At 65.3% G+C, this 25,325-nt stretch carries 23 protein-coding genes and 1 tRNA gene; 12 read left to right on the top strand and 12 right to left on the bottom strand.

The window, feature by feature from the left end; all coding sequences use genetic code 11:
- Positions 1-24: 24 nt before the first annotated feature.
- From trmB to thiS, 3 genes are all read right to left on the bottom strand, one after another.
- The gene (trmB, locus tag AC13GF_RS12695; RefSeq protein WP_010481468.1) at positions 25-759 is read right to left on the bottom strand and encodes a tRNA (guanosine(46)-N7)-methyltransferase TrmB; all 735 of its coding nucleotides are present in this window, start codon (positions 757-759) and stop codon (positions 25-27) included.
- Positions 759-1,553, bottom strand: coding sequence for a thiazole synthase (locus AC13GF_RS12690; protein WP_010481470.1), 795 nt, complete (start codon positions 1,551-1,553; stop codon positions 759-761). Before AC13GF_RS12690 ends, trmB begins: the two co-directional genes overlap by 1 nt.
- A gap of 154 nt (positions 1,554-1,707) precedes the next feature.
- Positions 1,708-1,908, bottom strand: a complete 201-nt coding sequence (gene thiS / locus AC13GF_RS12685; protein WP_008265079.1) for a sulfur carrier protein ThiS — start codon at positions 1,906-1,908, stop codon at positions 1,708-1,710.
- A gap of 207 nt (positions 1,909-2,115) precedes the next feature.
- Between thiS and AC13GF_RS12680 the strand changes: the two genes are divergently transcribed.
- Positions 2,116-3,969: an autotransporter outer membrane beta-barrel domain-containing protein gene (locus AC13GF_RS12680; protein ID WP_483004836.1), complete on the top strand. Its 1,854-nt coding sequence runs from the start codon at positions 2,116-2,118 to the stop codon at positions 3,967-3,969.
- A gap of 127 nt (positions 3,970-4,096) precedes the next feature.
- A tRNA-Gly gene (locus AC13GF_RS12675) sits at positions 4,097-4,170 on the top strand.
- A gap of 136 nt (positions 4,171-4,306) precedes the next feature.
- Here the strand turns inward: AC13GF_RS12675 and AC13GF_RS12670 are convergent.
- A complete protein-coding gene (locus AC13GF_RS12670) occupies positions 4,307-5,044 on the bottom strand; it encodes a hypothetical protein (RefSeq protein WP_483004835.1) in 738 nt (245 codons plus the stop codon).
- 286 nt (positions 5,045-5,330) lie between these two features.
- On the opposite strand from AC13GF_RS12670, the gene AC13GF_RS12665 reads away from it, so the two are divergent.
- Entirely contained in the window at positions 5,331-5,735 is a 405-nt protein-coding gene (locus AC13GF_RS12665) for a DUF805 domain-containing protein (RefSeq protein WP_483004834.1), read from the top strand.
- Position 5,736: 1 nt separating this feature from the next.
- Here the strand turns inward: AC13GF_RS12665 and AC13GF_RS12660 are convergent, their stop codons facing one another.
- Complete coding sequence (locus AC13GF_RS12660; protein WP_483004833.1) at positions 5,737-6,594, bottom strand: PoNe immunity protein domain-containing protein; 858 nt, start codon at positions 6,592-6,594, stop codon at positions 5,737-5,739.
- 115 nt (positions 6,595-6,709) lie between these two features.
- On the opposite strand from AC13GF_RS12660, the gene AC13GF_RS12655 reads away from it, so the two are divergent.
- Positions 6,710-7,891, top strand: a complete 1,182-nt coding sequence (locus tag AC13GF_RS12655; protein WP_483004832.1) for a hypothetical protein — start codon at positions 6,710-6,712, stop codon at positions 7,889-7,891.
- Between the two features lie 125 nt (positions 7,892-8,016).
- Here AC13GF_RS12655 and AC13GF_RS12650 read toward each other — a convergent pair whose 3' ends face one another.
- Both AC13GF_RS12650 and AC13GF_RS12645 read right to left on the bottom strand, forming a co-directional pair.
- Positions 8,017-8,439: an acyl-CoA thioesterase gene (locus AC13GF_RS12650; RefSeq protein ID WP_483004831.1), complete on the bottom strand. Its 423-nt coding sequence runs from the start codon at positions 8,437-8,439 to the stop codon at positions 8,017-8,019.
- Positions 8,440-8,518: 79 nt separating this feature from the next.
- Entirely contained in the window at positions 8,519-8,884 is a 366-nt protein-coding gene (locus AC13GF_RS12645) for a hypothetical protein (RefSeq protein WP_483004830.1), read from the bottom strand.
- Positions 8,885-9,051: 167 nt separating this feature from the next.
- On the opposite strand from AC13GF_RS12645, the gene rimK reads away from it, so the two are divergent.
- The 5 genes from rimK (at position 9,052) to AC13GF_RS12620 (ending at position 13,232) form a co-directional block, all read left to right on the top strand.
- Complete coding sequence (gene rimK / locus AC13GF_RS12640; RefSeq protein ID WP_005418651.1) at positions 9,052-9,930, top strand: 30S ribosomal protein S6--L-glutamate ligase; 879 nt, start codon at positions 9,052-9,054, stop codon at positions 9,928-9,930.
- Positions 9,931-10,176: 246 nt separating this feature from the next.
- On the top strand, positions 10,177-10,653 hold the full coding sequence (locus AC13GF_RS12635) for a hypothetical protein (RefSeq protein WP_483004829.1): 477 nt from the start codon (positions 10,177-10,179) through the stop codon (positions 10,651-10,653).
- A gap of 89 nt (positions 10,654-10,742) precedes the next feature.
- The gene (locus AC13GF_RS12630) at positions 10,743-11,216 is read left to right on the top strand and encodes a hypothetical protein (RefSeq protein WP_182266605.1); all 474 of its coding nucleotides are present in this window, start codon (positions 10,743-10,745) and stop codon (positions 11,214-11,216) included.
- An 8-nt stretch (positions 11,217-11,224) separates the two neighbouring features.
- Entirely contained in the window at positions 11,225-11,902 is a 678-nt protein-coding gene (locus AC13GF_RS12625) for a response regulator transcription factor (RefSeq protein ID WP_005410804.1), read from the top strand.
- The gene (locus AC13GF_RS12620) at positions 11,865-13,232 is read left to right on the top strand and encodes a sensor histidine kinase (protein WP_111110857.1); all 1,368 of its coding nucleotides are present in this window, start codon (positions 11,865-11,867) and stop codon (positions 13,230-13,232) included. The genes AC13GF_RS12625 and AC13GF_RS12620 overlap by 38 nt, the downstream gene beginning before the upstream one ends.
- 91 nt (positions 13,233-13,323) lie before the next feature.
- Here the strand turns inward: AC13GF_RS12620 and coaE are convergent, their stop codons facing one another.
- The 3 genes from coaE to AC13GF_RS12605 are packed head-to-tail and all read right to left on the bottom strand — an operon-like array spanning position 13,324 to position 16,078.
- Complete coding sequence (gene coaE / locus AC13GF_RS12615; protein WP_049401612.1) at positions 13,324-13,935, bottom strand: dephospho-CoA kinase; 612 nt, start codon at positions 13,933-13,935, stop codon at positions 13,324-13,326.
- Between the two features lie 11 nt (positions 13,936-13,946).
- The gene (locus tag AC13GF_RS12610) at positions 13,947-14,810 is read right to left on the bottom strand and encodes a prepilin peptidase (RefSeq protein WP_043402829.1); all 864 of its coding nucleotides are present in this window, start codon (positions 14,808-14,810) and stop codon (positions 13,947-13,949) included.
- Positions 14,811-14,818: 8 nt separating this feature from the next.
- Complete coding sequence (locus tag AC13GF_RS12605; protein ID WP_483004828.1) at positions 14,819-16,078, bottom strand: type II secretion system F family protein; 1,260 nt, start codon at positions 16,076-16,078, stop codon at positions 14,819-14,821.
- A 361-nt stretch (positions 16,079-16,439) separates the two neighbouring features.
- Between AC13GF_RS12605 and AC13GF_RS12600 the strand changes: the two genes are divergently transcribed.
- From AC13GF_RS12600 to pilB, 3 genes are all read left to right on the top strand, one after another.
- A complete protein-coding gene (locus AC13GF_RS12600) occupies positions 16,440-16,883 on the top strand; it encodes a pilin (protein WP_483004827.1) in 444 nt (147 codons plus the stop codon).
- Positions 16,884-17,296: 413 nt separating this feature from the next.
- Complete coding sequence (locus AC13GF_RS12595; RefSeq protein ID WP_483004826.1) at positions 17,297-20,098, top strand: spermidine synthase; 2,802 nt, start codon at positions 17,297-17,299, stop codon at positions 20,096-20,098.
- A gap of 13 nt (positions 20,099-20,111) precedes the next feature.
- Complete coding sequence (gene pilB, locus AC13GF_RS12590) at positions 20,112-21,839, top strand: type IV-A pilus assembly ATPase PilB (protein ID WP_483004825.1); 1,728 nt, start codon at positions 20,112-20,114, stop codon at positions 21,837-21,839.
- Positions 21,840-22,032: 193 nt separating this feature from the next.
- Here pilB and AC13GF_RS12585 read toward each other — a convergent pair whose 3' ends face one another.
- A complete protein-coding gene (locus AC13GF_RS12585; protein WP_032128822.1) occupies positions 22,033-23,406 on the bottom strand; it encodes a sigma-54-dependent transcriptional regulator in 1,374 nt (457 codons plus the stop codon).
- 60 nt (positions 23,407-23,466) lie between these two features.
- Positions 23,467-25,080: a sensor histidine kinase gene (locus AC13GF_RS12580; protein ID WP_483004824.1), complete on the bottom strand. Its 1,614-nt coding sequence runs from the start codon at positions 25,078-25,080 to the stop codon at positions 23,467-23,469.
- Positions 25,081-25,325: the final 245 nt, after the last annotated feature.

Genomic DNA, 25,325 nt, shown 5'->3' with positions numbered 1-25,325 from the left:
GGGCGCGGCGTCCTCAGGCGATCGTCAGGTGCGGTCGTACAACAGGTCCCAGACGCCGTGGCCGAGCTTCTGGCCGCGGGTCTCGAAGTGCGTCTGCGGGCGCCAGTCCGGGCGCGGCACGCTGCCACGCGGGCCGGCGCGGTTGACCAGTCCGGCAGTCGCGTCAAGCACGTCCCACATCTGCTCGGCGTAGTCTTCCCAGTCGGTGGCGCAGTGCAGGCGGCCACCCGGGCGCAGCTTGCGCACCAGCAGCTCGGCGAACGCCGGCTGCAGCAGGCGGCGCTTGTTGTGGCGCTTCTTGTGCCACGGGTCCGGGAAGTAGATGCGCACTTCATCGAGCGCGCCATCGGCGATCTCGTTCTGCAGCACTTCCACCGCATCGTGGTGGTACAGGCGCACGTGGTCGGCGTTGTCGTCGGCCAGCGCGTTCAGCAGCCGGCCCACGCCGGGCGCGTGCACTTCGATGCCGATGTAATCGCGCGACGGGTCGTGCTGGGCGGCGAAGCGCAGCGCGGCACCGTTGCCGAAGCCGATTTCCAGCACCTTGTGCGCCGGGCGGCCGAAGGTGGCGTCCAGGTCACGCGGCTGGCCGTTGTAGTCGATGCCGAAGCGCGGCCAGCGTTCGTCGAACGCGCGCTGCTGGGCAGGGGTGAAGCGGCCTTGGCGCAACACGAAGCTGCGCACCTCGCGGCGGCCCTCGCTCACGGTGAAGGGCTTGGGGGGAGCCTTGGAACCGGCGCTGTCGAAAGGATTGGTCATCAGCCGATCAGCCCATCCACCGGGGAGGAGGCGCTGGCGTAGCGCTTGCGCGGGATGCGCCCGGCCAGGAAGGCCTCGCGGCCGGCCTCGACTGCCTTGCGCATCGCGCTGGCCATCAGCACCGGGCTGCGTGCACCGGCAATGGCGGTGTTCATCAGCACGCCGTCGCAGCCCAGCTCCATCGCGATTGCCGCATCCGACGCGGTGCCCACGCCGGCGTCGACGATGATCGGCACCTTGGCGTCTTCGATGATCTGCAGCAGGTTGTACTTGTTCTGGATGCCCAGGCCCGAACCGATCGGCGCGGCCAGCGGCATCACCGCAGCGCAGCCGATCTCTTCCAGGCGCTTGGCCAGGATCGGATCGTCGGAGGTGTAGACCATCACCTCGAAGCCGTCCTTGACCAGCTGTTCGGCGGCCTTGAGGGTCTGCACCACGTCCGGGTACAGCGACTTCTGGTCGCCCAGCACTTCCAGCTTGGTCAGGTTGTGGCCGTCCAGCAGCTCACGCGCCAGCCGGCAGGTACGCACCGCGTCTTCGGCGGTATAGCAGCCGGCGGTGTTGGGCAGGATGGTGTAGCGCTCCGGCGGCAGCACGTCGAGCAGGTTCGGCTCGCCCGGGTTCTGCCCGATGTTGGTGCGGCGGATGGCCACGGTGACGATCTGGGCGCCTGCAGCCTCGGTGGCCAGGCGGGTTTCTTCCAGATCCTTGAACTTGCCGGTGCCGGTGAGCAGCCGCGAGCCATAGGTCTTGCCGGCGATCACCAGCGAATCGGGGGAGACATGAACGTTCATGGCGCGATTATCGCTTATCCGCCTGAAGGATGGGATCACGCAATGGCGTGCCGGCCGTGGATCGATGTGGGTAGTGCCGGCCGCTGGCCGGCAGATGTGAGGCGTCAGGCAGCGTCGGATTGCCGGCCAGGGGCCGGCACTACCCGGGATGGCCTCAGCCCCCGCCCAGCGCGTGCACGATCTCCACCACGTCGCCTTCGGCCAGGACGTGCTCGCCATGGCGGCTGCGGCTGACGATCTCGCCGTTGACCTCCACCGCCACCCGGCGCTGCAGCAACTGCTCGGCCTCGAGCAGGTCGTGGAGGGTCGCCGAGGCGGGCAGGGTGCGGGGTTCGCCGTTGAGCTGGATGTTCATCCCTGCATTGTCGCTGATAGCCCGTCGGGATCGGAACGTTTGCAATTTGAACCGGGCGCCAGCTCCAGCACAGCGGGTTTCGGCGTGATCAGGCGACAATCCATGCGGCGGCGCAGCGTGAGCAAACGGCGGCGCGGTGAAACCATTGACCGTGCGCCGGCGTACGTGCGCCGGATTCCAACCTATTTACCCCACAGGAGTTCCTAGATGCAGCTCAGCAAACACCCGATCCGCTCCCTGATGGCGGCTGCGATCGCACTCGCCGCGCTGCCGGCCATGGCAGGCGAAAATCCGTATTCCAAGGCGGTGTTCTTCGGCGACAGCCTCACCGACGCCGGCTACTTCCGCCCGCTGCTGCCCGAGGCCACGCAGGGGCTCTCCGGCCAGTTCACCACCAACCCGGGCTGGGTGTGGTCGCAGCAGGTCGCCAACTACTACGGCCTCAACAAGGACCCCAACGGCAACGGCCAGAACGGCGACAACTATGCCGTCGGTGGTGCCCGCGTGTCGGTTGAAGGCGGCGGTGCCCTTGGCGCGATCCCGTCGTTGAAGTCGCAGGCGTCCCGCTATTTGGCTGCAAACGGTGGCAAGGCTGACCGCAACGCCCTGTATACCGTATGGGGTGGCGCCAACGACCTGTTTGCCGCCGCCGGCGCTGCCGGTGCGGGTGCGCCGCCGGCCCAGGTGCAGGGCATCATCGGCGCGGCGGTCACCGACCAGATCGCGCTGGTCGGCGCCCTGAAGCAGGCCGGTGCCCAGTACGTGCTGGTGCCGAACCTGCCGGACGTGGGCATCACCCCGCAGTTCCGCGGCCCCAACGCGGCAGCCGCCACCGCCATGTCGGTCGGCTACAACAAGGCCCTGTATGGCGGCCTGAAGCAGGCGGGCATCGAGTTCATTCCGCTCGACACCTTCAGCATCCTGCGCGAAGTGACCGCCAACCCGGGCATGTATGGCTTCACCAACGTCACTGGCACCGCCTGCAAGATCAACCCGGCCAACACCACGGGCAGCATCATCGGCTGCAACCCGACCACCTACGTCAGCCCGGATGCGTACCAGACCTATCTGTTCGCCGATGGCGTGCATCCCACCGTGACCGGTCACCAGCTGCTGGGCCAGTACGCGGTTTCGGTGCTTGAGGCCCCGCGCCTGCAGCAGGTGCTGAGCCACTCGGCACAGACCGTCGGCCGTTCGCGTGCCGACCAGGTCAGCAACCACCTGGGCGCACGTCCGGCCGATGGCCTGTCGTGGTGGGGTGGCGTGCGTGGGGACATGCAGCGTTATGACCACGCCGACCTGTATGACGGCGTGGCGCCGGCCGGCCTGTTCGGTGTCGACTGGGCACGCAACGGCGTGGTGGTCGGCGGCTTCGCTGGCTTCGGCCGCATGAGTGCCGACTTCGGCAACAGCCGCGGCGACTTCACCCAGAAGGACACCACCGCCGGCCTGTTCGCTGCCTGGTATGGCGACCGCGTCTGGGTCAACGGCCAGGTCAGCTACACCTGGTTGTCGTATGACGTGAACCGCAAGGTCCAGCTGGGCCCGGCCACCCGTGAGCATGGTGGCTCGCCGGACGGCAGCAACCTGACCGCTGCACTGAATGCCGGTTACGAGTTCGGCACCGAAGGCGGCTTCCGCCACGGCCCGATTGCTTCGGTGATCTGGCAGAAGGTGAAGATCGACGGCTACACCGAAAGCGCCACCGCCGGCACCATGGCCACCGCGCTGGGTTACGACCGCCAGAACGTCGACTCGACCGTCGGCCGCGTCGGCTGGCAGGCCCGCTTCGATGGCGGCACCGTCAAGCCGTACGTGCAGGTGACCTACGACCACGAGTTCGAGGACACCAAGCAGGCCAGCGCCTGGCTGCAGACCCTGCCGGAACTGGGCAGCTACCGCGTGCCGGGCCTGGACTTCGACAAGAACTACGCCACCGCTGTTCTGGGTGCGCGCATGGACCTGTTCGGCCTGCAGGGCAACGTTGGCCTGAGCACCACGGCCGCGCAGAAGCGCGCCCGTGACGCGACGATCTTCGCCACCGTGGGCGGTAGCTTCTAAGGTAGCTTCTAAGCAGGAACCCGGCGGGGCCGGATCCCTTTCCGCGAGGAAGCGATCCGGCCCCGTGCCGATGTGGCGAGCACCATTGCGCAACACCGGCCGCTCCGCATAGACTTTCATCCGCAATGCGGGCGTAGCTCAATGGTAGAGCTGTAGCTTCCCAAGCTACTGACGTGGGTTCGATTCCCATCGCCCGCTCCATGTCTCCAGGGTATTCACCCCAGGTAGACGCGGCGCAATCGTTGAACCACACCCAAGTCCAGCGTGTGGCGGCAGCGCCGGAATTTCTTTCCTCAGTGTTGGGCTGTGGCTCCTCCGAACCACAGCCCGAAGCGGCTTATGCGCCCGCTTGCGCAGCCGCGTCCTTGGCCGCGGCAGTGACGGAACTCCCGAAACCGGTATAGGTCGATCCGTTGCAGTGCAGGTATGCGCGGAAGACGACGCCATTCAACTCGGCGTTGTCAAAATAGCAGTGCGTACCGGTCTTGGATGATTTCTTCACAAGCCGCATTGCCATGGCGTTTGAATCGTCGACGCTGGAGCCAAGACCGGCAACGCTCCAGGACTGGCCTGGGCGAGTGCAGGCGTAGGGATACTTATAGCCATGTGCCGACCCATAGTAGTAGTCGACATTGCACCGCGCCCGCGTCGCCGCCAGAGTGATGGCCAGCTCAAGCAGGTTCTGTCCCGCAGTGGTGGTCGTCATGCCATAGGCGGAAATCGGAGTGGAACTGCACTCTCCTTTGATGCCCACACCCGGTGCCGGGATGCTGACATAGGGATCGCGTGCGAAAACACTGCATACCGGGCCTTCCTCGGCGACGGCCAGGAAGCCATTGGTGTTGGCCGTCGCAGCATCGATATTGCTGCCAACGCCCGCGACCGTACCATTCTTGCCGCAGCGCCGGATCACCACGCCTCCGCCGTTCGGCAGCATGTCCATGCCGGGGTCGCAGATGCCAGGCCCGATCGAGGATGTCCCTGCCGGTCCGGTGTAATCACGTTCGGCGTTTGCGGCCATCGGGGCCTGCGCGGAAAGCAGTGCAAGCATCAGCGAAAAAGAAATCGCAGCCATTCAAAACCTCGAATCCATGAGTGAGTCGTGACGCTAGCAGAGGCATGAGTCTGGAAAACGGGAATAGAACCCATCCGCCACTTCGGCGAGCCAGCGACTCGATTCAAAATGCTCACGGCTATGGAAATGTGCGGCAGTTCGCACCTTGCTTGCAGTTGCGTGGCCGCCCCGGGGCAACCTCCGCTGTCTGGCGAGCCCGTCGGGCCGCAGGGTTCAGTTGGTGCTGGGCTTGGGGATGCTAAAAGATCGTTAACCGTTGACCCATCGTCCGCTGCCCGGAGCGCGAATGATCCCCGCACTTTTGCCCATCAGGCGTTGCTTTGATTTTTCAGGGCGATCCAACCGGAAAGAGTTCTGGTCGTACTCCCTGTCTGCTGCCCTTGTGGTGGCAGTGGGCTACACCTTGATGGACGGCGGATACTGGCTGACGGGCACTGTGCTGCTCGATGGGGAGGCCTTCGAGCCGTTCCGGACGCTGGGGAGTGTCATGACGGTCTGCGCGGTCATCGTCCTCCTTCCGCCGATGCTGGCCCTGGCCGTTCGACGACTGCATGACATCGACGAGTCTGGCTGGTACGTCGTGATCGCCTTCATCCCGTTGGGCGTATTCGTCCTCTTCCCGGTCATGCTCCTGCCGGGCAACGAGGAAGAGAATCGATTCGGCGGCATTTCCGGCCTGCCGGGCGCCTGACTCAGCGCCGGACGAAATCCACCAGGTCGGAAGGGTAGTGCGGGCAGGTGCGCAGCGTGGCGTCGTCACCGCCATACAGCACCACCAGCGCAGCCACTTCAAATGCCCAGTAGCCCCACGCGTTCGGCCCGATCAGGCGTCGGGTCCGCTTCTGAGCCTTTGGCGGCAGCAGGAAGAAGTCGCGGTACTGCACCTGCAGGTAGCCGGCCAGCAGTGAAGGGTCGAACGCTTCACCGTCGCGCAGCGGCGCGAACAGCTCGGCGAACGGTCGCGGATGAAAGACCTCATCACTGGCTTCCACCAGGCCCAGCGCCGGCGCGCTGAGGTAGTCCAGCACGCGGTCGGTGTCGAAACAGAGCACCTTCTCCACCAGCGCCGGCAGGCGTTCCTGCGCATCCAGCAGCACGCCCAGTGACAACAGCTGTAGTGCGTATTCGTAGTGCTGCGTTGTACGCGATTGCAACGACGCAGCCAGCGCGATGTCGTGGCCTTGTTGCTGCAGGCTTTCCCGGGCAATGGCCAGCAAGCGCGCATGCTCGAGCCAGAGATCTGCTACGTCGGCATGCATCTGCTGCAACACCGCGGGAGCGAAGCCGCGATCAACGCCTTTCAGCAGCAGGTTGCTGCCGGTCTGTGCAACCGTCTCCCAGCCGTAGGCATGCTCCAGGGCCGCATGTCCCTGCAGCGGTTCCTCCGCAGATTCACCGCCATTGCGCGCATGGCGTGCAAGCAAGGCCATGCCTGCGTTCCAGTCCGCCTGCCAATCCGGCAGGCGAAGCGTGCGGCGCGGCTGGCCCGGGGCCTTGGCCAGTGCTCTCCATCGCGGCAGCATGTCCTGCAGCAGATTCCGGCGATTCACGGCAGTCATCGATTGCATCATCAGCGAGAGTCTAGCGGCATTGCCGGTTCGAACCCCATTGCCTGGCACAGCGTTGAAGGTTTGAATGGTGCGCAGTCGCCGCCACCATGCCCGCATGACCGTTGATCGAATTGCCCTCCGCCGTTTCACCCAGTGGCTGCCGTTCCTGATATGGGTAGCGATCTGCGTGGTGTGGTGGTCGCCTTGGGGCGTGGTCGTTGGCCTGGCTGCCTGCCTTGCCCTGGGCGGCGTGCTGCAGCGCTTCGATCTGGTTGGCGATGCCGTAGGTGGCGCACTGTTGCGCTCGCGGGCGACGCTGCCCTTCGCCACCCGGCCGCCCACGCATGATGTCCTGTTGGAGTGGGGCGAGCTGGGCATGGGCGGGCCGGCCTACGGCACCCAGATGCTGCGCGATGGCGCCATTGTCGAGGGTGTATCCACTGGGGGAAGCCACGATGCCAGCGGTGAGTGGCAGGCGCTGGCGGGCAGCGCGCTGCGTGTGGCCAGTGGCTACAGTGACCGCAGCGAGGCCGTGATCGTCTACGACGAAGCGGACAAGAAGGTGATGCACCTGCTGACGATTGTTCCCAGCCTGTTCTGGCAGGAACTGCACGAGCGCCGGCAGCTTGGCGGGGATGCCGAAGCCGCGATGTGGTTGCGGGATCTTCCCTGCCGATCGAGCACGCTGCGCCCCTGCCGGGGGCTATGGCTGGAACAGGGGCATCCGGCGCTGGCCGCCGGGTTGCCGCAGGTAGTGCGGCATGTCCTGCCTGATGCCCGGGTGCTGCAGGCCATCCCGTTGCTTCCCGACGACCTGCGCCTGACCGCGCATCCGACCTTGTTCGCGCGCATCTGCCCGTACGCGCTCTGTCTTGATGGCGAGCCCAGTGATCGTCACGCCTGCGATCTGGAGACGATCATCGCCAGCCCGTCCGGACGATGCGTGGTGGTGGCGGGCAGCGTGCTTGATGGGGATCTGCGTCCCATCGAGGGCGTATGGCTCGTCCACTGGCAGGGGCGTTGGCAGGCCATCGGCCGCCGTGCGATGGGCGGCAGCGGCAAGACCCGGCGTGGGGCCTGGATCGATGTGATCGAGGTCGGCGATGACGGAACGCTTCGCTGCGACGCCTATGAGGAACACTGGACATTCGACGCGATCACACGCATCCCGACGCCACACACGGCACTGGCCCTGCCTGTGGAGTGGCGGGAAACCGCACTGGCCGTGCGTGTCCGCGATGGGCGCTTCTCGCTGCGCCTCCCCCAGGCTGGTCAGCGGCCGTCAGTCACAGGTTAGGCTGCGTCGAATCGAACAAGGCGGTTCCGGCATGCGTCGTCGATGCAGGCCGGGGAAACGCTGGAAAAGCCGAAAAAACGGGCTGCGGGCAGTACTGAGTGCGGATGGCCGGATTCCCGGATGACTCAAGTGCCGGCCGCCTGCATCAGCTGCGCATACTCCTCGGTAAACAGCCCTGACAACGCCCGGCGCTGCTCCGGATCGATCGCGCGTGAGGCGTTGGCTGTGTAGTCGAAATGCACCATCACGCAGCGCCCGCTGGCCACCAGGGCCTCGAACTGGAACGCCTGCTGCACGATCGACAGCGAGGAGCGGCCGATGTTCTCGATGCGGGTCTCGATGCGCACTTCGTGTCCCGGCTGTATCTGCTGCAGGAAGTCGATCTCGTAGCGGCGCAGGATCAGCGTCAGGTCGCGCATGCTGGCCTCGCGACTGAAATGCCGGAAGATCTCCTGGCGGCCTTCCTCGAACCAGACGGGCAGGGCGGTGTTGGTGACGTGGCCGAGTACATCCACTTCGGAGAAGCGCGGAAGGATCGTCAGCGGCATGAAGTCTCCGGGGCGCAGTGGGTGGAGTCTCCGGCGACGATGCTGCCATCGCCGGAGACAGTGCGGCGGTTACCGGCTGTCAGTCTGAGTAGAAGCCGTTGCCGAGGGTGCCGGGCAGGCCGGGTTCCGGCCACGGCATCAGTGACGTGCAGGCGTCATACAGCGTGCAGAAGTCCTGCCGCAGTTGCGCAGGCACCCAGCTGCCGTAGGAGACGTCGGTCGAGTCGCCCTGGCAGGCGTAGGCAACATCGATCCAGCGGGTATTGGCGTGTGAGGCAACGCCCTGGTGCTGTGTCTTGCCCGTGCAGTAGCGCAGGCCCTGGCCGATCAGGGTGTTGTTGGCATCGAAGTAGAGCCGGGAGACTGCATGGGTCGGCGCAGCCTGTACGTCTGCGGCGCCTCCCACCAGGCCAAACAGCAACAACAGCGGAATTCCCATTCGCATCTGTGGTTCTCCTTGGATTGTGTAAGCCGGCCGTGTCCTGTCCATTAGCCGGCAAAAGGCATCTTCGCACAGCCCCGGCAGGCACGCAGATGCGGCGGCCTGCAGGGCATCATCCACCCGCCACACGCCCGCGCTATGCTGCGCGCCTGCCGTCCGATCCTGCCGCGATGAAGCTCGCCATCCTGTCCCGCAACAGCTCCCTGTACTCCACCCGCCGGCTGGTCGAGGCGGCCCGCGCGCGCGGCCACACCGTACGCATCCTCGACCCGCTGCGCTGCTACATGCGCATCGCCGCAGATGGTTTCTCGATGCACTACAAGGGCCGGCCGATGACCGGCGTGGACATGGTCATCCCGCGCATCGGTGCCTCGATCACCCGCTATGGCACCGCCGTGCTGCGCCAGTTCGAGCTGATGGGCGCGCGCACGCCCAATCCCTCCGACGCGATCCTGCGTTCGCGCGACAAGCTGCGCGCGCACCAGCTGCTGGCAGCCAAGGGCATCGACATGCCGGTCACCGTGTTTGGCGACAACCCCGATGACACCGTCGACCTGCTGTCCATGCTGGGCCCGCCGCCACACGTGGTGAAGCTCAACGAAGGCACCCAGGGACGGGGGGTGATCCTCACCGAGAAGGCCAGTGCTTCGCGTGGCATCGTCGAGGCCCTGCGGGGCCTGTACGCCAACTTCCTGATGCAGGAGTTCATCGGCGAAGCCAAGGGCGCCGACCTGCGCTGCTTCGTGGTCGGTGACCAGGTGGTGGCGTCGATGCAACGCCAGGCGCCGGAAGGGGACTTCCGCTCCAACCTGCATGCTGGCGGCACCGCGGTGGCGGCCAAGGCCAGCCGCGCCGAGCAGCAGGTGGCGGTGCGTTCGGCCAAGGCGCTGGGCCTGTCGGTCTGTGGCGTGGACCTGATCCGCTCGGCGCGTGGCCCGCTGGTGCTGGAGGTCAACTCCACGCCAGGGCTGGAGGGCATCGAAGCCGCCTGCGGGGTGGATGTGGCCACACGCATCATCGAGCACGTCGAGAAGATTAAAAAGCCATGATTAATCAATGGCTTGAAATTCTCATGGGCAAATGAGGCCGGCTTTAACACGCCTTTAATCGGCGTCGGCGTAGCCTTCAGCGAACCGCAGCTCTGCCTCTCAGCAGGATCGGTATCGGGATACGACTTCAGACCCAGGCGGGGCACCGCCTGGGTCTTTTTTATGCCCGCCGCAGGTCCCTTGTAGAGGCAACGTGACGGCCGTAGAGTGGCGCCCATCGTTCCTGGATGGATCCGGAGGCTGGCGATGTACCGCATCACGATGATCGCGTTGTTGCTGGGGCTGTCTGGCGCTGTCTCCGCCAAGCCGGAGAAGGCCGCCATACAGATGGACGGGCAGGCACCGGTGGCCGAGCAGGTCCGGCGGGTTGAAAAGGCCCTCGATGACGGCGAGTACAGCGAGATTTCCGCTGACGACCGCGCCCAGGTGCAGCAGGCACTGGCGCGCATCACCCAGCGCATGGGTGACCACCGCACGCTTCAGGAGCTTCCGCCGCAGGTCCAGGCGGAGGTCTTCAACGACCAGGAGCGGATCAACACCGTTCTTGTCCGCGCCCACGAAGACAGCCGGCAGATCTGCCAGCACACCCGCACCACCGGCAGCAACATGCCTAAAAGCCGCTGCCTGACCGTGGCCGAGCGCCGCCGGATCGAGGAAAAGGGCAAGGCCCTGCTCAACGACCAGCGCACCTTCAACAACTTCAACCCGGCCAGCAACCACTAGGCCGTCCGATGCCCCTGCGCATGGCACTTGCTGGCGTGAAGGTGGTGCGAATACAGTCAACACTCAATTCAAACAAGGATTCGTTTGTCATGAAGTCCCTCCTGATGTCGGCGGTCCTGATCTCGGGCCTGACCCTGGCCACCGCCGCCTCTGCATCGAACCAGGCCGGTGAGGTCTTTATCCCCGGCAAGCCGCTGCAGCAGCAGATCGAGCGCATCGAAATCGAACTCAACGATGGCGAGACCTACAGCGAACTGAAGCAGACCGACCGCAGCCGCGTACGCGAGGCGCTGGTACGCATGCGTACGGCCGTCGAGCAGCATCCTGACCGCGATTCCATGCCTGAACAGGTACGAACCGATGTCTTCAACGACCAGCAGATCGTGAACACGGTTTTGACACAGGCACGTGAAGATAGTCGTCTAATATGCCAACGTGAAAAGGCCACGGGTTCGAACCGGTCCACGACGCAGTGCACTACCGTTGCCGAGCGCGCCCGGCGGAAGGACAAGGCACAGCGTGATATGGGCCAGGCCCAGCGCATCGGCAAATTCGTAAATTAGAGGTGACAGTGAGAATCCTGGTAATCGAAGACAACAGCGACATTGCGGCCAACCTGGGCGACTACCTGGAGGACCGGGGCCACACCGTGGACTTCGCGGCTGACGGGGTTACCGGTCTGCACCTGGCCGTGGTGCACGAGTTCGACGCGATCGTGCTGGATCTCAACCTGCCAGGCATGGACGGCATCGAGGTCTGCCGCAAGTTGCGCAATGAAGCGCGCAAGCAGACCCCGGTACTGATGCTCACCGCCCGCGATTCGCTGGACAACAAGCTGGCCGGCTTCGATTCCGGCGCGGACGACTACCTGATCAAGCCGTTCGCGCTGCAGGAAGTGGAAGTGCGTCTGAATGCCCTGTCGCGACGCGGCAAGGGCGTGCAGACCCGCGTGCTGGAAACCGGCGATCTGGAATACAACCTGGATACGCTGGAAGTGCGCCGCCAGGGCAAGCTGCTGCAGCTCAACCCGACCGCACTGAAGATCCTGCAGGCGCTGATGGAAGCGGCCCCGGCCGTGGTCACCCGCCAGGAGCTGGAAACCCGCGTGTGGGGCGAAGAACTGCCCGATTCGGATTCCCTGCGCGTGCACATCCATGGCCTGCGTGCGGTGGTCGACAAGCCGTTTGAAGTGCCGCTGATCCAGACCCGCCATGGCATCGGATACCGCATCGCCACCCCGGAAGCCTGATTCGGTGGCAACCAAGGGGGAGCGCCGGCGCACGCCTTATCGGCGGCGCCTGCGCAGCCGCATTATCGTTTCGTTCGTGTTGTTGGGCTTCTGCCTGACGACACTGTTCGCGTTCGCCACCAACTGGGCCCGCCTGCGCGTGGAAAACCAGCTGGTGGAAGAGCTGATGAACCGCAACATCGACGAGTATGCGCGCCGCTATTACGAGCACCCCGGGCATAACCCGGACGCACCGGTGCTGCAGATCAGGGCCTATGCCTATTCGAAGGACAAGTTCGACCGGGTGCGCGAAGAGCGCGCGCAGTGGGCGGGCTTTTCCGATGGCATCCACAGCGTCAGCGGCGATGAGCACGGCGAGCCGTACTCCTACAAGCTGGCCGTGCGCAAGACGCCCGATGCCTGGTTCTTCCTCGCCTATGACATGACCGACAGCGTGCGCGGCGGCAAGCAGCTCAACCGCGCGCTGGTGCTGTCGGTGCTGGTGTTCAGCGTGCTGTCGCTGGTGCTGGGCTGGTGGTCGGCCTCGAAGGTGATGAAGCCGGTGTCGGATCTGGCCGCGCGGCTGCGCGCCTACCGCGGCGGCACCAGTGATCCCGAGCCCTTGGCACCACGCTTCCCCGACGACGAAGTGGGGCAGCTGGCACAGGCGCTGGACGACTATTCCTCGCGGCTGACCGAGGTGGTGCAGCGCGACCGTGAGTTCAATGCAGACGTCAGCCATGAGCTGCGCACGCCGCTGGCGGTGATCCGTGGCGCCACCGAGCTGTTGCTGACCCGGCCCGGCCTGGACGAAAAGGTGCTGCAGCGCCTGCAGCGCATCCAGCGCGCCGAGCAACAGTGCAGCGACCTGATCGGCGCACTGCTTCTGCTGTCGCGCAACGAGCGCGGGCAGGGCACCAGCAACGTCGCCCGCGTGGCCGAGCAGCTGCTGGACGCGCATCGTGCGCAGCTGGGTGGCAAGCCGCTGGAGCTGCTGCTGGAAGGCGAGCGCAACCTGGTGATCGATGCGCCCGAGGCGGCGCTGTCGGTGGCACTGGGCAACCTGATCGGCAACGCGGTGAAGTACTCGCAGGACGGCGAGGTACGCGTGTTCGTCGGCACCAATTCGGTGTCGGTAACCGACAGTGGCCCAGGCCTGAGCGAGGAAGACGCGGCCAAGCTGTTCCAGCGTGGCTACCGCGGTACCCATGCCGGCCATTCGCAGGGCGGCGGTATCGGCCTGTCGATCGTCAGCCGCCTGTGCGATCTGTACGGCTGGCAGGTGAGCGTGCGTCCCGGCGGCGAGCGTGGCGTGATCGCCACCCTGACATTCTCGCCGAAGCCGTTGTAAGCGAAGCGGAGCATGGGCCCGGCTCTACAGTAGTTCCACGCCATGCGTGGATGCGTTTCGGTGGCGCCGGCCGCGAGCCGGCAACCAGGCCTCACCCCCCGGCCAACCCCAGATACCGCGCATGCAGCTGTTCCACCTGCACCTGCAGGTCCTCCGGCTGCCCGTCATTGACCACCACATCATCGGCCAGCGCCAACCGCTGTGCGCGGCTGGCCTGCGCAGCAATCATCCGGTCGGCCAGTGCCGCGTCGATACCATCGCGCTGCATCAGCCGGGCGTGCTGCACGGCCTCGGGCGCATCCACCAGCAGCACCCGGTCCAGCCACGGGTAGGCCTTCCGCCCACCCACTTCGGTCAGTAGCGGAATCGCGGCAATCGCATAGGGGCTCTCAGCCTGCTCGCACTGCTGTTGCATCAGCAGGCGGATGGCGGGGTGGGTGATCGCTTCCAGCGCCGTCCGCTCGGCGGGATCGGCGAACACGTGGGCGCGCAGGCGCCCCCGGTCCAGGCTGCCATCGGCCAGCAGCATGTCGGCGCCGAAACGCTCGGCGATGCGGGCCAGCGCCGGGCTGCCGGCAGCCACCACGGCCCGGGCGGCCAGATCGGCGTCGGCCACCACGATCCCCAGCGCCTCGAAGCGCCGGGTCACTTCGCTCTTGCCGGAGGCGATGCCGCCGGTCAGGCCAACCACATAGCGGCTCATGGGGACTCCCCTCAGCGCAGCCCGCTCATCGCCAGGTACTGCTCCACCAGCGGTGCACCCCACATGAAGTACAGCCAGCCGGCGATGGCCAGATACGGCCCGAACGGAATCGGCGTGGCGCGGTCACGGCCCCGGCTGTACAGCCAGATCGAGCCGATGATGGCACCCAGCACCGACGACAGCAGGATGATCGGCAGGATGCCCTTCAGCCCACACCAGGCGCCCAGCGCTGCCAGCAGCTTGAAGTCGCCGTGGCCCATGCCCTCCTTGCCGGTCAACTGCTTGAACAGCCACCAGACCGTCCACAGCGACAGGTAGCCCACCGCCGCGCCTACCAGGGCGGGCTTGGCCGGCATGTACAGGTTGTCGATGCTGCCTATCAGCCCCAGCCACATCAGCGGCAGGGTGAGCTGGTCGGGCAGCAGTTGGGTCCGCAGGTCGATGCCGGACAAAGCAATCAGGAAGCAGGTCAGCACGATGGCGCCGAAGCCCTGCCAGCCGAAGCCGAACTGCCAGACGCAGGCCAGCACCAGTACCGAGGTCAGCGCCTCCACCAGCGGGTACTGCAGCGAGATCGGCGCCTTGCAGTGGCGGCACTTGCCGCCCTGGATGATCCAGCTGAACAGCGGGATGTTCTCGTACCAGCTCAGCTTGTGCTTGCAGTGCGGGCAGTGCGACGGCTCCACCACGATCCCCGGTGGGGGTGGTTCATAGAAGTCCGGTTCTTCCAGGACTTCGCGCGCATCGCGCTTCCACTGCCACTCCAGCCGCTTGGGCAGCCGCAGGATGACCACGTTCAGGAAACTGCCCAGCAGCAGTCCCAAGGCGGCCGCGGCGGGGTAGCCGAGGCCGGGGTGCTGGTCGAGAAATGCCATTGATACCTTTAGCCGACGACGGCGCCGAGTTTGAAGATGGGCAGGTACATCGCGATGACCAAGCCACCGACAATGGTACCAATGAACACCATGATCATCGGTTCCAGCAGGCTGCTCAAGGCATCCACGGCATTGTTCACTTCCTGCTCGTAGTATTCAGCCACCTTGAACAGCATGGCGTCCAGGGCGCCGGCCTCTTCGCCGATGCCGGTCATCTGGATGACCATGTGCGGGAACAGGTTCAGCTGCTTCATGGCCATGTTGACCGGATAGCCCACCGAGACGTCGTCGCGCATCCGCAGGACGGCTTCGCCATAGACCTTGTTGCCGGTGGCGCCAGCCACGATGCCCAGCGCCTCCACCAGCGGCACGCCGGCCTTGAAGGTCACCGCCGTGGTCCGGGCGAAACGGGCAATCGAGCTGTTATGCATGATCTGGCCGATCACCGGCACCTTCAGCACCAGCCGGTCGACCGTATGCTGCATCTTCTCCGAGCGCCGGTAGGTCATGGCGATGGCCACCACCGATCCGATCACCACGATGGCTATCAGCCACCACCACGACACCATGAAACGGGACAGGTTGACCACCATCTGGGTGAAGGCCGGCAGGTCGGCACCGAAGCTCTTGAAGACTTCCTCGAACTGCGGCACCACCCAGACCAGCAGAATGGTGCTGACCAGGAAGGCCACCACCAGCACCATGGCCGGGTAGAACAGGGCCTTCTTGATCTTGCCCTTCAGTGCTTCGATGTTCTCCTTGTAGGAGGCGATCGTGTCCAGCACCGTTTCCAGTACACCGGCGCTTTCACCTGCGCGTACCAGGTTGCGGTAGAGCTCGTCGAACTGGACAGGGTGACGGCTGATCGCCTCGTTCAGAGAAGAGCCGCCCTCGATGTCGGCGCGGATCCCGTCCACCATCTTCTTCATGCGCGGGTTCTTGTGCCCGCTGCCGATGATCTCCAGCGCCGAGACGATCGGCACGCCGGATTTCATCATCGTGGCCATCTGCCGGCTAAAGAACGCGATGTCCTTAGCGCCCACGGGCTTGCCGGCCGCGCCGAACAACGGCTTGGGTTTCGGCTTGACCTGACCGGGGTTGATCCCCTGCTTGCGCAGTTCGGCGCGCAGCAGATTGGCGTTCTTCGCCAACTGCTCGCCCTTCATCTTGATACCCCGCTTGTCGGTCCCCTCCCAGACAAACGGCTGCAGCTCCATGGTGCTACGCGCCACGGGCTCTTTCTTGATCGCACTGCGACTGACAGACATGTTGGCTCCCCAAGGCCCGCCATCCCCAGGCGGGCATCCTGACCGGCGATGGTAGCCGGTTCAGGGCCGTCCGGGGAGCCTGCTGGCGTGACGCCGCGCAGGGTTTTCGACCTGGCGAGACGAAAGGTGACGTACCGCGTCACATTGCCGCGTCCATCGCAGATTCGCTTCTGGGGGGTTCCCATCCGCGAAATTGCTGCCATCATTGGCGCGGGGAAATCGGGGAGGCGCTGCCATGGGAGATTGGCACGTAACCTGCGTTGATCCACCCGCGGGGACGGGCAGCCTGCTCATCCGGTCATCTGGCCGGCCGGCAGCCACCCCCGACATCAACCACCACTTATCTTGGGGATGTACCACCATGAAGAACCAGAAGGGCTTCACCCTGATCGAACTGATGATCGTCGTTGCGATCATCGCCATCCTGGCCGCCATCGCGCTGCCGGCGTACTCGAACTACACCAAGAAGGCCAAGGTCTCGGAAGTGATCCTGGCGGCTTCTTCGCTGCGTACTGACGTGTCGGAATATGTGGCCAGCAACAATGCGCTGCCGCCGGCTTCTTGGAAGCCGGACTTCCAGCAGACCAAGTACGTCAGCAAGTTGGAGTGGGATGGCAAGGCCATCGTGGCCACCGCCCAGGCGATCGGTGACAACCTGATCGATGCCAAGAACATCACCCTGACCCCGACAGGCGACGGCAGCAAGGGCGTGGTCCCGAGCTGGACCTGCGGTGGCTCGATCGATGCCAAGTATCGTCCGGGTTCCTGCCAGGGTACCACCGCTGAGAGCGAAGGCGGCGAGTAATCAGCACTTGCTGATCTCGGTTTGAGAACGGGGAGCCCAAGCTCCCCGTTTTCGTTTGAGCGCTCTGGGTCGGCCGGATTCGGCTCGGCTACACGTTTGCATTCAGTCTGCGAAGTTTGTTCTTCTGTTGAAATCGACCGTGCGACTGGGGAGCCGCAATGAGCCGTCCATCCAACAGCCATGGCCCATGGCTGCTGCTGATCTTCATCCTGTCCGGCTTCGCCGGGCTGATCTACCAGTCCATCTGGACGCAGTACCTGGGGTTGTTCCTCGGGCATTCCTCGCATGCGCAGTCGCTGGTGCTGATGCTGTTCATGGGGGGGATGGCGCTAGGGGCGTGGCTGGTCAGCCGTCGCAGTGCGCTGCTGCGCCGACCGCTACTGGCCTATGCGGCCATCGAGCTGGTGATCGGTGTGCTCGGCATCGGCTTCGACGGTCTTTTTCACGGGGTGACCGGCTGGGCCTACACGCACCTGATGCCCGGCATGGAGGGGGCGTCCTCAACGGCGCTGCGCTGGGCGCTAGCCACTGCGCTGGTGCTACCGCAGTGCATCCTGCTGGGGGCGACCTTCCCGCTGATGAGCGCCGGCTACATGCGCCTGCAGCCGATGGCGCAGGGTGAAGTGCTCGCCGGCCTGTATTTTTCCAACAGTCTGGGCGCGGCGGCCGGTGCGCTGGTGGCTACGTACCTGCTGCTTCCCGCAGTTGGTCTGCCCGGCACCGTACTCAGTGCCGGCCTGCTCAACATCGTCGTCGCCATCATCGTCTATCCCCTGGCCCGTGACGCCAGCGCCCCGGCCGTGATCGCAAGCCCGGCGCCCACACCGGTATCTGATGGGTCGCGCCGCAGTGCGGTGCCGGTGCTGCTGGTGCTACTGGTGGCCGCCGGTACAGGTGCATCGTCGTTCGTCTATGAGATCACCTGGGTGCGCATGTTGTCGCTGGCGCTGGGCACCACGCTGCATTCCTTCGAACTGATGCTGGCCGCCTTCATTCTCGGTCTCGCCTTCGGTGGACTGTGGCTGCGCCGCCGTGCCGACCGCATGCAATCGCCGCTGCGGGTAGCCGGCTGGGTGCAGGTCTGGATGGGGCTGGCCGCGCTGGCCTCGATGTTCGTCTACGCCCAGGCCTTTGACTGGGTGGGCTGGTTGATGCGGGTCATCGTGCGCAGCGCCGACGGATACGTGCTGTACAACCTGGCCAGTGCGGTGATTGCCGGACTGGTGATGTTCCCAGCCGCATTCTTCGCTGGCATGACGTTGCCGCTGCTGACCCTGGCCCTGCTGCGCAGCGGCCACGGCGAACGCTCGATTGGCCAGGCCTATGCCTTCAACACAATGGGCGCGATCGTCGGCGTGCTGGCAGCCATTCATCTGTTGATGCCGTTGCTGGGGCTGAAGTACGCGTTGCTGTTGGCTGCAATAGTGGACATCGTGCTGGGCTTGATACTGCTACAACGGGTTCAGAGCGTTGCAGTCAGTTGGCTGCGTTCGTCTGTGCTCCAAGCCGGCGCACTAGGTGCTCTGGCCATGGTGGCGACAATTGTGCTGGTGCGTTTCGATCCGTTGGTGCTGAATTCGTCGGTTTACAGACATGGCAATGCTCGTCTGGCCGACACGGCGACAATGTTGTTCTCCCGTGATGGACAGACTGCAACCGTCGCGGTTTACGAGAACACCACAGTCGATGGCAACATGCGAGCCATCGCTACCAACGGCAAAGTAGATGCTGGAATGGCTGTATCGATGCAGCAGGCGCCGACCAGCGACGAGTCGACCATGATCCTGCTGGCGGCACTGCCGCTGGCACTGCGTGAGGACTACCAGCGCGTCGGCGTGATCGGCTTTGGTTCCGGGCTCAGTACGCACACGCTGCTGGGCGATGGTCGCGTTGGTCGGGTGGACACGGTGGAGATCGAGCCGGCCATGGTCGACGGCGCGCGCCTGTTCGGTGAACGGGTCGAACGCGCCTTCAAGGACCCACGTTCGCACGTGGTGATCGACGACGCCAAGTCCTATTTCGCCGCGAGCCCACGCAAGTACGATCTGATCATTTCCGAACCTTCCAACCCGTGGGTAGGCGGCACGGCGGCGCTGTTCAGCGACGAGTTCTATGCGTTCGTGCCGCAGCAGCTCAACGAAGGTGGCGTGTTCGTGCAGTGGCTGCAGATGTATGAGATCACGCCCGAGCTGGTCAGTTCGGTTCTGGCGGGCATGCTGGAGCAGTTCTCTGATGCGCGCGCGTACCTGGCTAACCGCGGCGACCTGATACTCGTGGCAACGCCGAAGGGCAAGTTGCCGCCGATGAACGACAGTTTGTTCCAGCAACCAGCATTGCGCGAAGAGTTGGCGCGGATCGGCGTGCATTCGCTGGCGGATCTGCAGGACGCGCTATCGATGGACGACGCCGCGCTTAGAGCATTTGTCCCGCTGTACCCGGCCGCGCGCAATTCTGACTACTTCCCTACATTAAAGCTGAAAGCGCCAGTGGCGCGTTTCCAGAGCGCGTTTACCCGTGATTTTCAAGATGTGATGACGACGCCGTGGCTGATCGTTGCTCGACCGGAAGTGCCAAATGCTGGCGGAAAGGCTGAAGCTATCACCCAGCCCGCATCGAGCCGTGATGACAGGCGTCCGGCTGCTCGGGCGTTGGCCACCTTCCTGCAGGGCGATGCTAAGCCTTCGCAGGATGTCAGTGCTGCTGACTGGCTGCGTGCCCAGGCGCTGCGTGGGCTTGCAGTTCGCTGCGAGCTGGACAAGACGCCGCTGGAAAGTACTCAGCTGTTGTTCGCGTTGTTCAGTGATACCTCGCCGTTCCTGCCGGCCGAGCAACGTGCGGCGCTGTGGTCGCAGCGAGCGTGGATGGACTGCTCGCCGCAGGATGCGACCGTGTCTGCCAGCCTGGCCCTGGTCGCTGCGGCGGCCACCGACGATCACCACACCGTACTAACGGAAGGACGTCGATTGTTGCAGGGCGAGCATGGCCCGGCGCTGCTGGCTGATGCCGGCTCGGGCTATTATCTGTTCGGGGCAATGCAACATGCCGCACGGTCGCTGGGGGATACCGCAGCGTCGCGGCAGCTGACGGACCAGTACTGGCAGGTGCTTGCGCCTGACGCTCGACGGAACGGGCCACTGCGCTTGCTGAGCTACCTGGCCTCTACCGGCCCGGTGCCGGCTGCAACCGCCGATTCCCAGCCGTCAGGGCAAAAGTGATACGAGGAAGACCATGAGCGTTGTTTCCCCCCCCAACCTCGTCGGCATCACCGGCCTGGCCCGCCGTCTGGTCCAGGACGGTGCCCTGGATGAGGCCTCCGCCCGCGACGCCATGGCCAAGGCCACGGCCGCCCGACAGCCGCTGCCCACGTGGTTCGCGCAGAACAAGCTGGTCAGTGCTTCGCAGCTTGCCGCCGCCAATGCGGTCGAGTTCGGCATGCCGCTGTTCGACGTTTCCACCTTCGACGCCAGCCAGAACGCGATGAGCCTGGTCAGCGAAGAGCTGCTGCGCAAGCACAATGTGCTGCCGCTGTTCAAGCGCGGTGGCAAGCTGTTCGTGGGCACCAGCAACCCGACCCATGCGCTGGACGAGATCAAGTTCCACACCAATCTGGTGGTGGAACCGATTCTGGTTGATGAAGACCAGATCCGCCGAACGCTGGAGCAATGGCATGCCAGCCACGACACCCTCGGCGACACGCTGGGGGGCGACGACGAGGGCATGGCCAACCTCGATGTCGGCTTGGGCGACGAAGACAACGCGGGTGGCGACTCCGGCATCGACGCCAAGGGCGACGACACCCCGGTGGTGAAGTTCGTCAACAAGGTGCTGGTCGATGCCATCCGCAAGGGCGCCTCGGACATCCACTTCGAGCCCTACGAAGATGATTACCGCGTGCGCCTGCGCATCGACGGCCTGCTGAAGATGGTGGCGCGCGCACCGGTGAAGTTGAACCAGCGCATCGCCGCGCGCCTGAAGGTGATGGCGCAGCTGGATATCGCCGAGAAGCGCGTGCCGCAGGACGGGCGCATCAAGCTGAACCTGTCCAAGACCAAGCAGATCGATTTCCGCGTCAGTACGCTGCCGACCTTGTTCGGTGAAAAGGTGGTGCTGCGTATTCTCGATGGTAGCGCGGCCAAGCTGGGCATCGACAAGCTGGGCTACGAACCGGACCAGCAGAAGCTGTTCCACGACGCCATCCACAAACCGTACGGCATGGTGCTGGTGACCGGCCCGACCGGTTCGGGCAAGACCGTGTCGCTGTATACCGCGCTGGGCATCCTCAACGATGAGACGCGCAACATCTCCACTGCCGAAGACCCGGTGGAAATCCGTCTGCCCGGCGTCAACCAGGTGCAGCAGAACAACAAGCGCGGCATGACCTTCGCTGCGGCACTGCGCTCGTTCCTGCGACAGGATCCGGACATCATCATGGTCGGCGAAATCCGCGACCTGGAGACGGCCGAGATTGCGATCAAGGCGGCGCAGACCGGCCACATGGTGCTGTCCACGCTGCATACCAACGATGCGCCGCAGACCATCGCGCGCCTGATGAACATGGGCATCGCGCCGTACAACATCACCAGCTCGGTGACGCTGGTTATCGCGCAGCGCCTGGCGCGCCGGTTGTGCGGCAACTGCAAGCGCCCGGCCAACCTGCCGGAGCATGCGCTGCTGGCCGAGGGCTTCACCCAGGCGCAGCTGGATGCGGGCATCCAGTTGTACGAGGCGGTGGGCTGCGATGAGTGCACCGAGGGCTACAAGGGCCGAACCGGCATCTACCAGGTGATGCCGATGACCGATGAGATCGCCACCATCGTGCTGGCCGGTGGCAATGCACTGCAGATTGCCGAGGCGGCGCAGCAGATCGGGGTGAATGACCTGCGGCAGTCGGCGTTGAAAAAGGCCGCTGCGGGTGTGACCAGCCTGGCCGAGATCAATCGCGTTACCAAGGATTGAAGTAGATCCACGCCGTGCGTGGATGCCGCGATGCATGAGGTTGCCGGCCAGCGGCCGGCACTACCAGGTTGGTGGGTAGATCCACGCCATGCGTGGATGACGCGATGCATGAGGTTGCCGGCCAGCGGCCGGCACTACCACGTTGGTAGGTAGATCCACGCCATGCGTGGATGACGCGGTCCCGACCCCGGGTTTACTCCATCCCCAGCTTCTTCAGCTTGTAGCGCAGCGCGCGGAAGGTAATCCCCAGCTGCGCGGCAGTCCGGGTCTTGTTCCAGCGGTTCTCTTCCAGCGCGCGCTGGATGGCGCTGCGCTCCAGCTGCTCGATATACGAGGGCAGGGCAGCACCGCCCGGCTGCAGATCGGCCACGGCCTCGGCGGGTGCTGCGCCGCCGGGCGCACGCGGGGCGTGCTGCGGCAGGCGCAGGTCGTCGGCGCCGATGCGGTCTTCTTCGGCCAGTGCCAGCGCGCGCTCCAGAATGTTCTCCAGCTCGCGCACATTGCCCGGGAACGCATAGTGGGCCAGCGCCTCCAGCGCCGATGGCGCCAGCAGCGGGGTGGCACGGCCGTGGCTGCGGGCCAGCCGCGCCAGCACGGCGGCAGCCAGTTCCGGCAGGTCCTGGCGGCGCTCGCGCAGCGGCGGCACCTTCAGTTCGATCACGTTGATGCGGTAATACAGGTCGTGGCGGAAGCGCCCGTCCTCGACCAGCTCGGCCAGGTCACGGTGCGTAGCCGAGAGAATGCGCACGTCCACCGGTTCCTCGTTGGCGGCACCCACCGCGCGCACCGACTTTTCCTGGATGGCGCGCAGCAGCTTCACCTGCATCTGCAGCGGCAGCTCGGCCACTTCGTCCAGGAACAGGGTGCCGCCGTGCGCAGCCTGGAACAGGCCGGGCTTGTCGGCATGCGCACCGCTGAAGCTGCCTTTGCGGTGGCCGAAGAACTCGCTTTCCATCAGCTCGCCGGGAATGGCGCCGCAGTTGACCGGCACGAACGGGCCGGCCGCACGCGCGCCCTGGGCGTGGATGGTGCGTGCGACCAGTTCCTTGCCAACCCCGGATTCACCGAGGATGTAGACCGGCGCCTGGCTGCGCGCGACCTTGCCGATCGTGGTACGCAGTACGTCCATGGCCGGCGAAGCGCCGAGCAGGCGTGCAGCCTGTTCGGTGGCGGGGCCGGGCGCAGGGCGTTCGGTGTTGTTGAGTTCCAGCGCATGCTTGACTAGGCCGCGCAGCACCGAGATGTCCACCGGCTTGCTGACGAAGTCGAAGGCGCCGGCCTTCAGCGCTTCCACGGCCAGGTCCATGCTGCCGAACGCGGTGATCATCGCCACCGGTGTGCGCGGGTAGTGCTGGGCGATCTCGCTGACCAGCTCGATGCCGTTGCCATCGGGCAGGCGCATGTCGGTGATGCACAGGTCGTACGGATTGCTGGCCAGCAGCTCGCGTGCTTCGGCCAGGTTGGCGGCGGTACTGATGCGCAGCCCCATGCGGCCGAGGGTCAGTACCAGCAGTTCGCGGATGTCGCGTTCATCGTCGACGACGAGGGCGCTGCGGGTTTCGTTCATGGGCGTGAAAGATAAACGAGGGGGCTGGAAGCGACAAATGTTTGACGCACAGAATCGGAATCAGGTGGGCAGCAGCGTGTGCGGGCCGGGAAGCACCAGGCGGAAGCAGGAGCCGCCGGCGGGCACTGGAATGTAGTCGAGCCGTGCCTGGTTGGCGCGGCACAACTCGCGGGCGATATACAGGCCCAGTCCGGTGCCGTGCTCGGAGGTGGTGAAGAACGGACGGAACAGCTGTGCGGCCACGCTCTCGGGAATACCGGGGCCACGGTCCATCACGTCGATCACTGCGCTGCGCTCGTGCTGCGCCACGCGCAGGCGCACCCGTGCCGGCTGCTGGCCGATGCGGCCGTACTTCAATGCGTTGTGCACCAGCACGGTGAGCACCTGGTACAGGTGTTTGCTATCGACCTGCGCCATCACCGCCGTGTCGCTGATGATCGGTTCGATGCTGTCGGTTTCCAGCGTCTGGCCCTGCTTGTACTCCAGCACGAAGCGGCGCACGAAGGCGACCAGGTCGACGTTCTCGGGCGTGGCGCGTTCGCGCCGTGCCAACCCCAGCACGCTCTCGACGATGCCGTTGGTGCGCTGGCATTGCTGGCGGATGATCTGCAGCAGGCGGCGGTCGCTTTCGTTGAAACCGGTGCCTTCCTCCAGCAGCTGCACGGCGTAGTTGATTGCTGCCAATGGGTTGCGGATCTCGTGGGCCAGGCTGGCCGAGAAGCGTCCCATTGCCGACAGGGTGAGCGATTCGGCGCGCCGGGAGACCACGCTGGAATCGTCCAGGAACACCAGGGCCAGCTCGCTGCCGGCCAGCAGGCGGGCGAAGCGTGGTTGCACTTCCGGCTGGTCGGGGTTGAGCTGCAGCGGCAGTTCGTCCTGCGCCCAGCCGTTGCGCCAGCGCTGCAGGCGTCGCGCCAGTTCCGGCGCGGCGCTGGCCAGGTCCAGGCGCCCGGTCTCACCGATGCCGTCGTTGTCGCCGAGCAGCATCGAGGCCGCTTCATTGGCCAGGGTGATGCGGTTGTCGGCGTCCACCACCAGCACGCCGGTGCGCATGCGGCGGATGATCAGTTCGTTGATCTGGAACAGGTTGGCCACTTCGTCGCCGCGCTGGTTGGCCAGCTGCTGGTTGCGACGGGCGCGGCTGCCCACCTGGTAGCTGATGAAGGCCAGCGCCAGGTAGCTGGTGGCGAACATGGCCAGCTCGGCCAGCGTGCGGGTGGGGTCACCGCCTTCGAGCACCTTCCAGAGGTATTCGGTACCGGTGGCCAGGCTGGCAGCGACCGCCAGGCCCAGGCCCCAGGTCAATGGCAGCAGGGTGGCGGCAGCGGCGATGTTGAACAGCAGCGACATCGAGATGCCGGCGCTGGCGCCGGGCAGGGCGTGTGCCAGCAGGGTGGCGGCGATGATGTCCACCAGCACGCTGCTGACCACGATCGGGCGCAGCCAGCGTTCGTTGCGGCCAATCACCAGGGCCAAAAGCGAAAGCAGCAGATAGATGGCCGCGACGGTATCGGCCAGGCGCGGGTGATGGGCCTCGCCGACCATGCCCGACAAGGGGCTGTAGAGCAGGCCGGCGATGACTGCGGCGATCAGCACCCGGTACAGCGCAAAGAAGTACAGCTCACGCCGCGGGATCGATTCGATGCGGTCGATCAATGAAGCACTGGGTGACACGCCGGAACTCCCCTTCTGGCTGCCTGGGTCTGGAATCTGCGGCGGGCCTGCCTGGCATCCCCTGAAGCCGGGCGGGTTCGTCGCTTCGATGTGGCCTGCGGTGGAAGCGGTCGAGCAACCTCGACTCTACACACCCTGGCTGACCAGTATAGGGCCCACGGACAGGTGCCGCCGGAGCGCTCTGGATCGCGCATTTGGCCCGCTGTGGATACCGGTGGCCAACCGCGCCCCGGGCGCAACTGCCT

It is taken from the genome of Stenotrophomonas sp. 22LJNL06-5-1, from assembly GCF_056861455.1.
Note: the sequence above shows the minus strand (reverse complement) of the source record. Positions and strands in the feature narration are given on the sequence as shown.

Coding starts and splice junctions, on each gene's coding strand:
- AC13GF_RS12585 (WP_032128822.1), bottom strand. CDS start 23,406: ATGAACGAAACCCGCAGCGCCCTCGTCGTCGACGATGAACGCGACATC.
- AC13GF_RS12610 (WP_043402829.1), bottom strand. CDS start 14,810: ATGGCATTTCTCGACCAGCACCCCGGCCTCGGCTACCCCGCCGCGGCC.
- AC13GF_RS12670 (WP_483004835.1), bottom strand. CDS start 5,044: ATGGCTGCGATTTCTTTTTCGCTGATGCTTGCACTGCTTTCCGCGCAG.
- AC13GF_RS12650 (WP_483004831.1), bottom strand. CDS start 8,439: ATGCCGCTGACGATCCTTCCGCGCTTCTCCGAAGTGGATGTACTCGGC.
- AC13GF_RS12620 (WP_111110857.1), top strand. CDS start 11,865: ATGGCATCGGATACCGCATCGCCACCCCGGAAGCCTGATTCGGTGGCA.
- thiS (WP_008265079.1), bottom strand. CDS start 1,908: ATGAACATCCAGCTCAACGGCGAACCCCGCACCCTGCCCGCCTCGGCG.
- AC13GF_RS12635 (WP_483004829.1), top strand. CDS start 10,177: ATGTACCGCATCACGATGATCGCGTTGTTGCTGGGGCTGTCTGGCGCT.
- rimK (WP_005418651.1), top strand. CDS start 9,052: ATGAAGCTCGCCATCCTGTCCCGCAACAGCTCCCTGTACTCCACCCGC.
- AC13GF_RS12630 (WP_182266605.1), top strand. CDS start 10,743: ATGAAGTCCCTCCTGATGTCGGCGGTCCTGATCTCGGGCCTGACCCTG.
- AC13GF_RS12665 (WP_483004834.1), top strand. CDS start 5,331: ATGATCCCCGCACTTTTGCCCATCAGGCGTTGCTTTGATTTTTCAGGG.
- AC13GF_RS12645 (WP_483004830.1), bottom strand. CDS start 8,884: ATGCGAATGGGAATTCCGCTGTTGTTGCTGTTTGGCCTGGTGGGAGGC.
- pilB (WP_483004825.1), top strand. CDS start 20,112: ATGAGCGTTGTTTCCCCCCCCAACCTCGTCGGCATCACCGGCCTGGCC.
- trmB (WP_010481468.1), bottom strand. CDS start 759: ATGACCAATCCTTTCGACAGCGCCGGTTCCAAGGCTCCCCCCAAGCCC.
- AC13GF_RS12600 (WP_483004827.1), top strand. CDS start 16,440: ATGAAGAACCAGAAGGGCTTCACCCTGATCGAACTGATGATCGTCGTT.
- AC13GF_RS12605 (WP_483004828.1), bottom strand. CDS start 16,078: ATGTCTGTCAGTCGCAGTGCGATCAAGAAAGAGCCCGTGGCGCGTAGC.
- AC13GF_RS12680 (WP_483004836.1), top strand. CDS start 2,116: ATGCAGCTCAGCAAACACCCGATCCGCTCCCTGATGGCGGCTGCGATC.
- coaE (WP_049401612.1), bottom strand. CDS start 13,935: ATGAGCCGCTATGTGGTTGGCCTGACCGGCGGCATCGCCTCCGGCAAG.
- AC13GF_RS12655 (WP_483004832.1), top strand. CDS start 6,710: ATGACCGTTGATCGAATTGCCCTCCGCCGTTTCACCCAGTGGCTGCCG.
- AC13GF_RS12690 (WP_010481470.1), bottom strand. CDS start 1,553: ATGAACGTTCATGTCTCCCCCGATTCGCTGGTGATCGCCGGCAAGACC.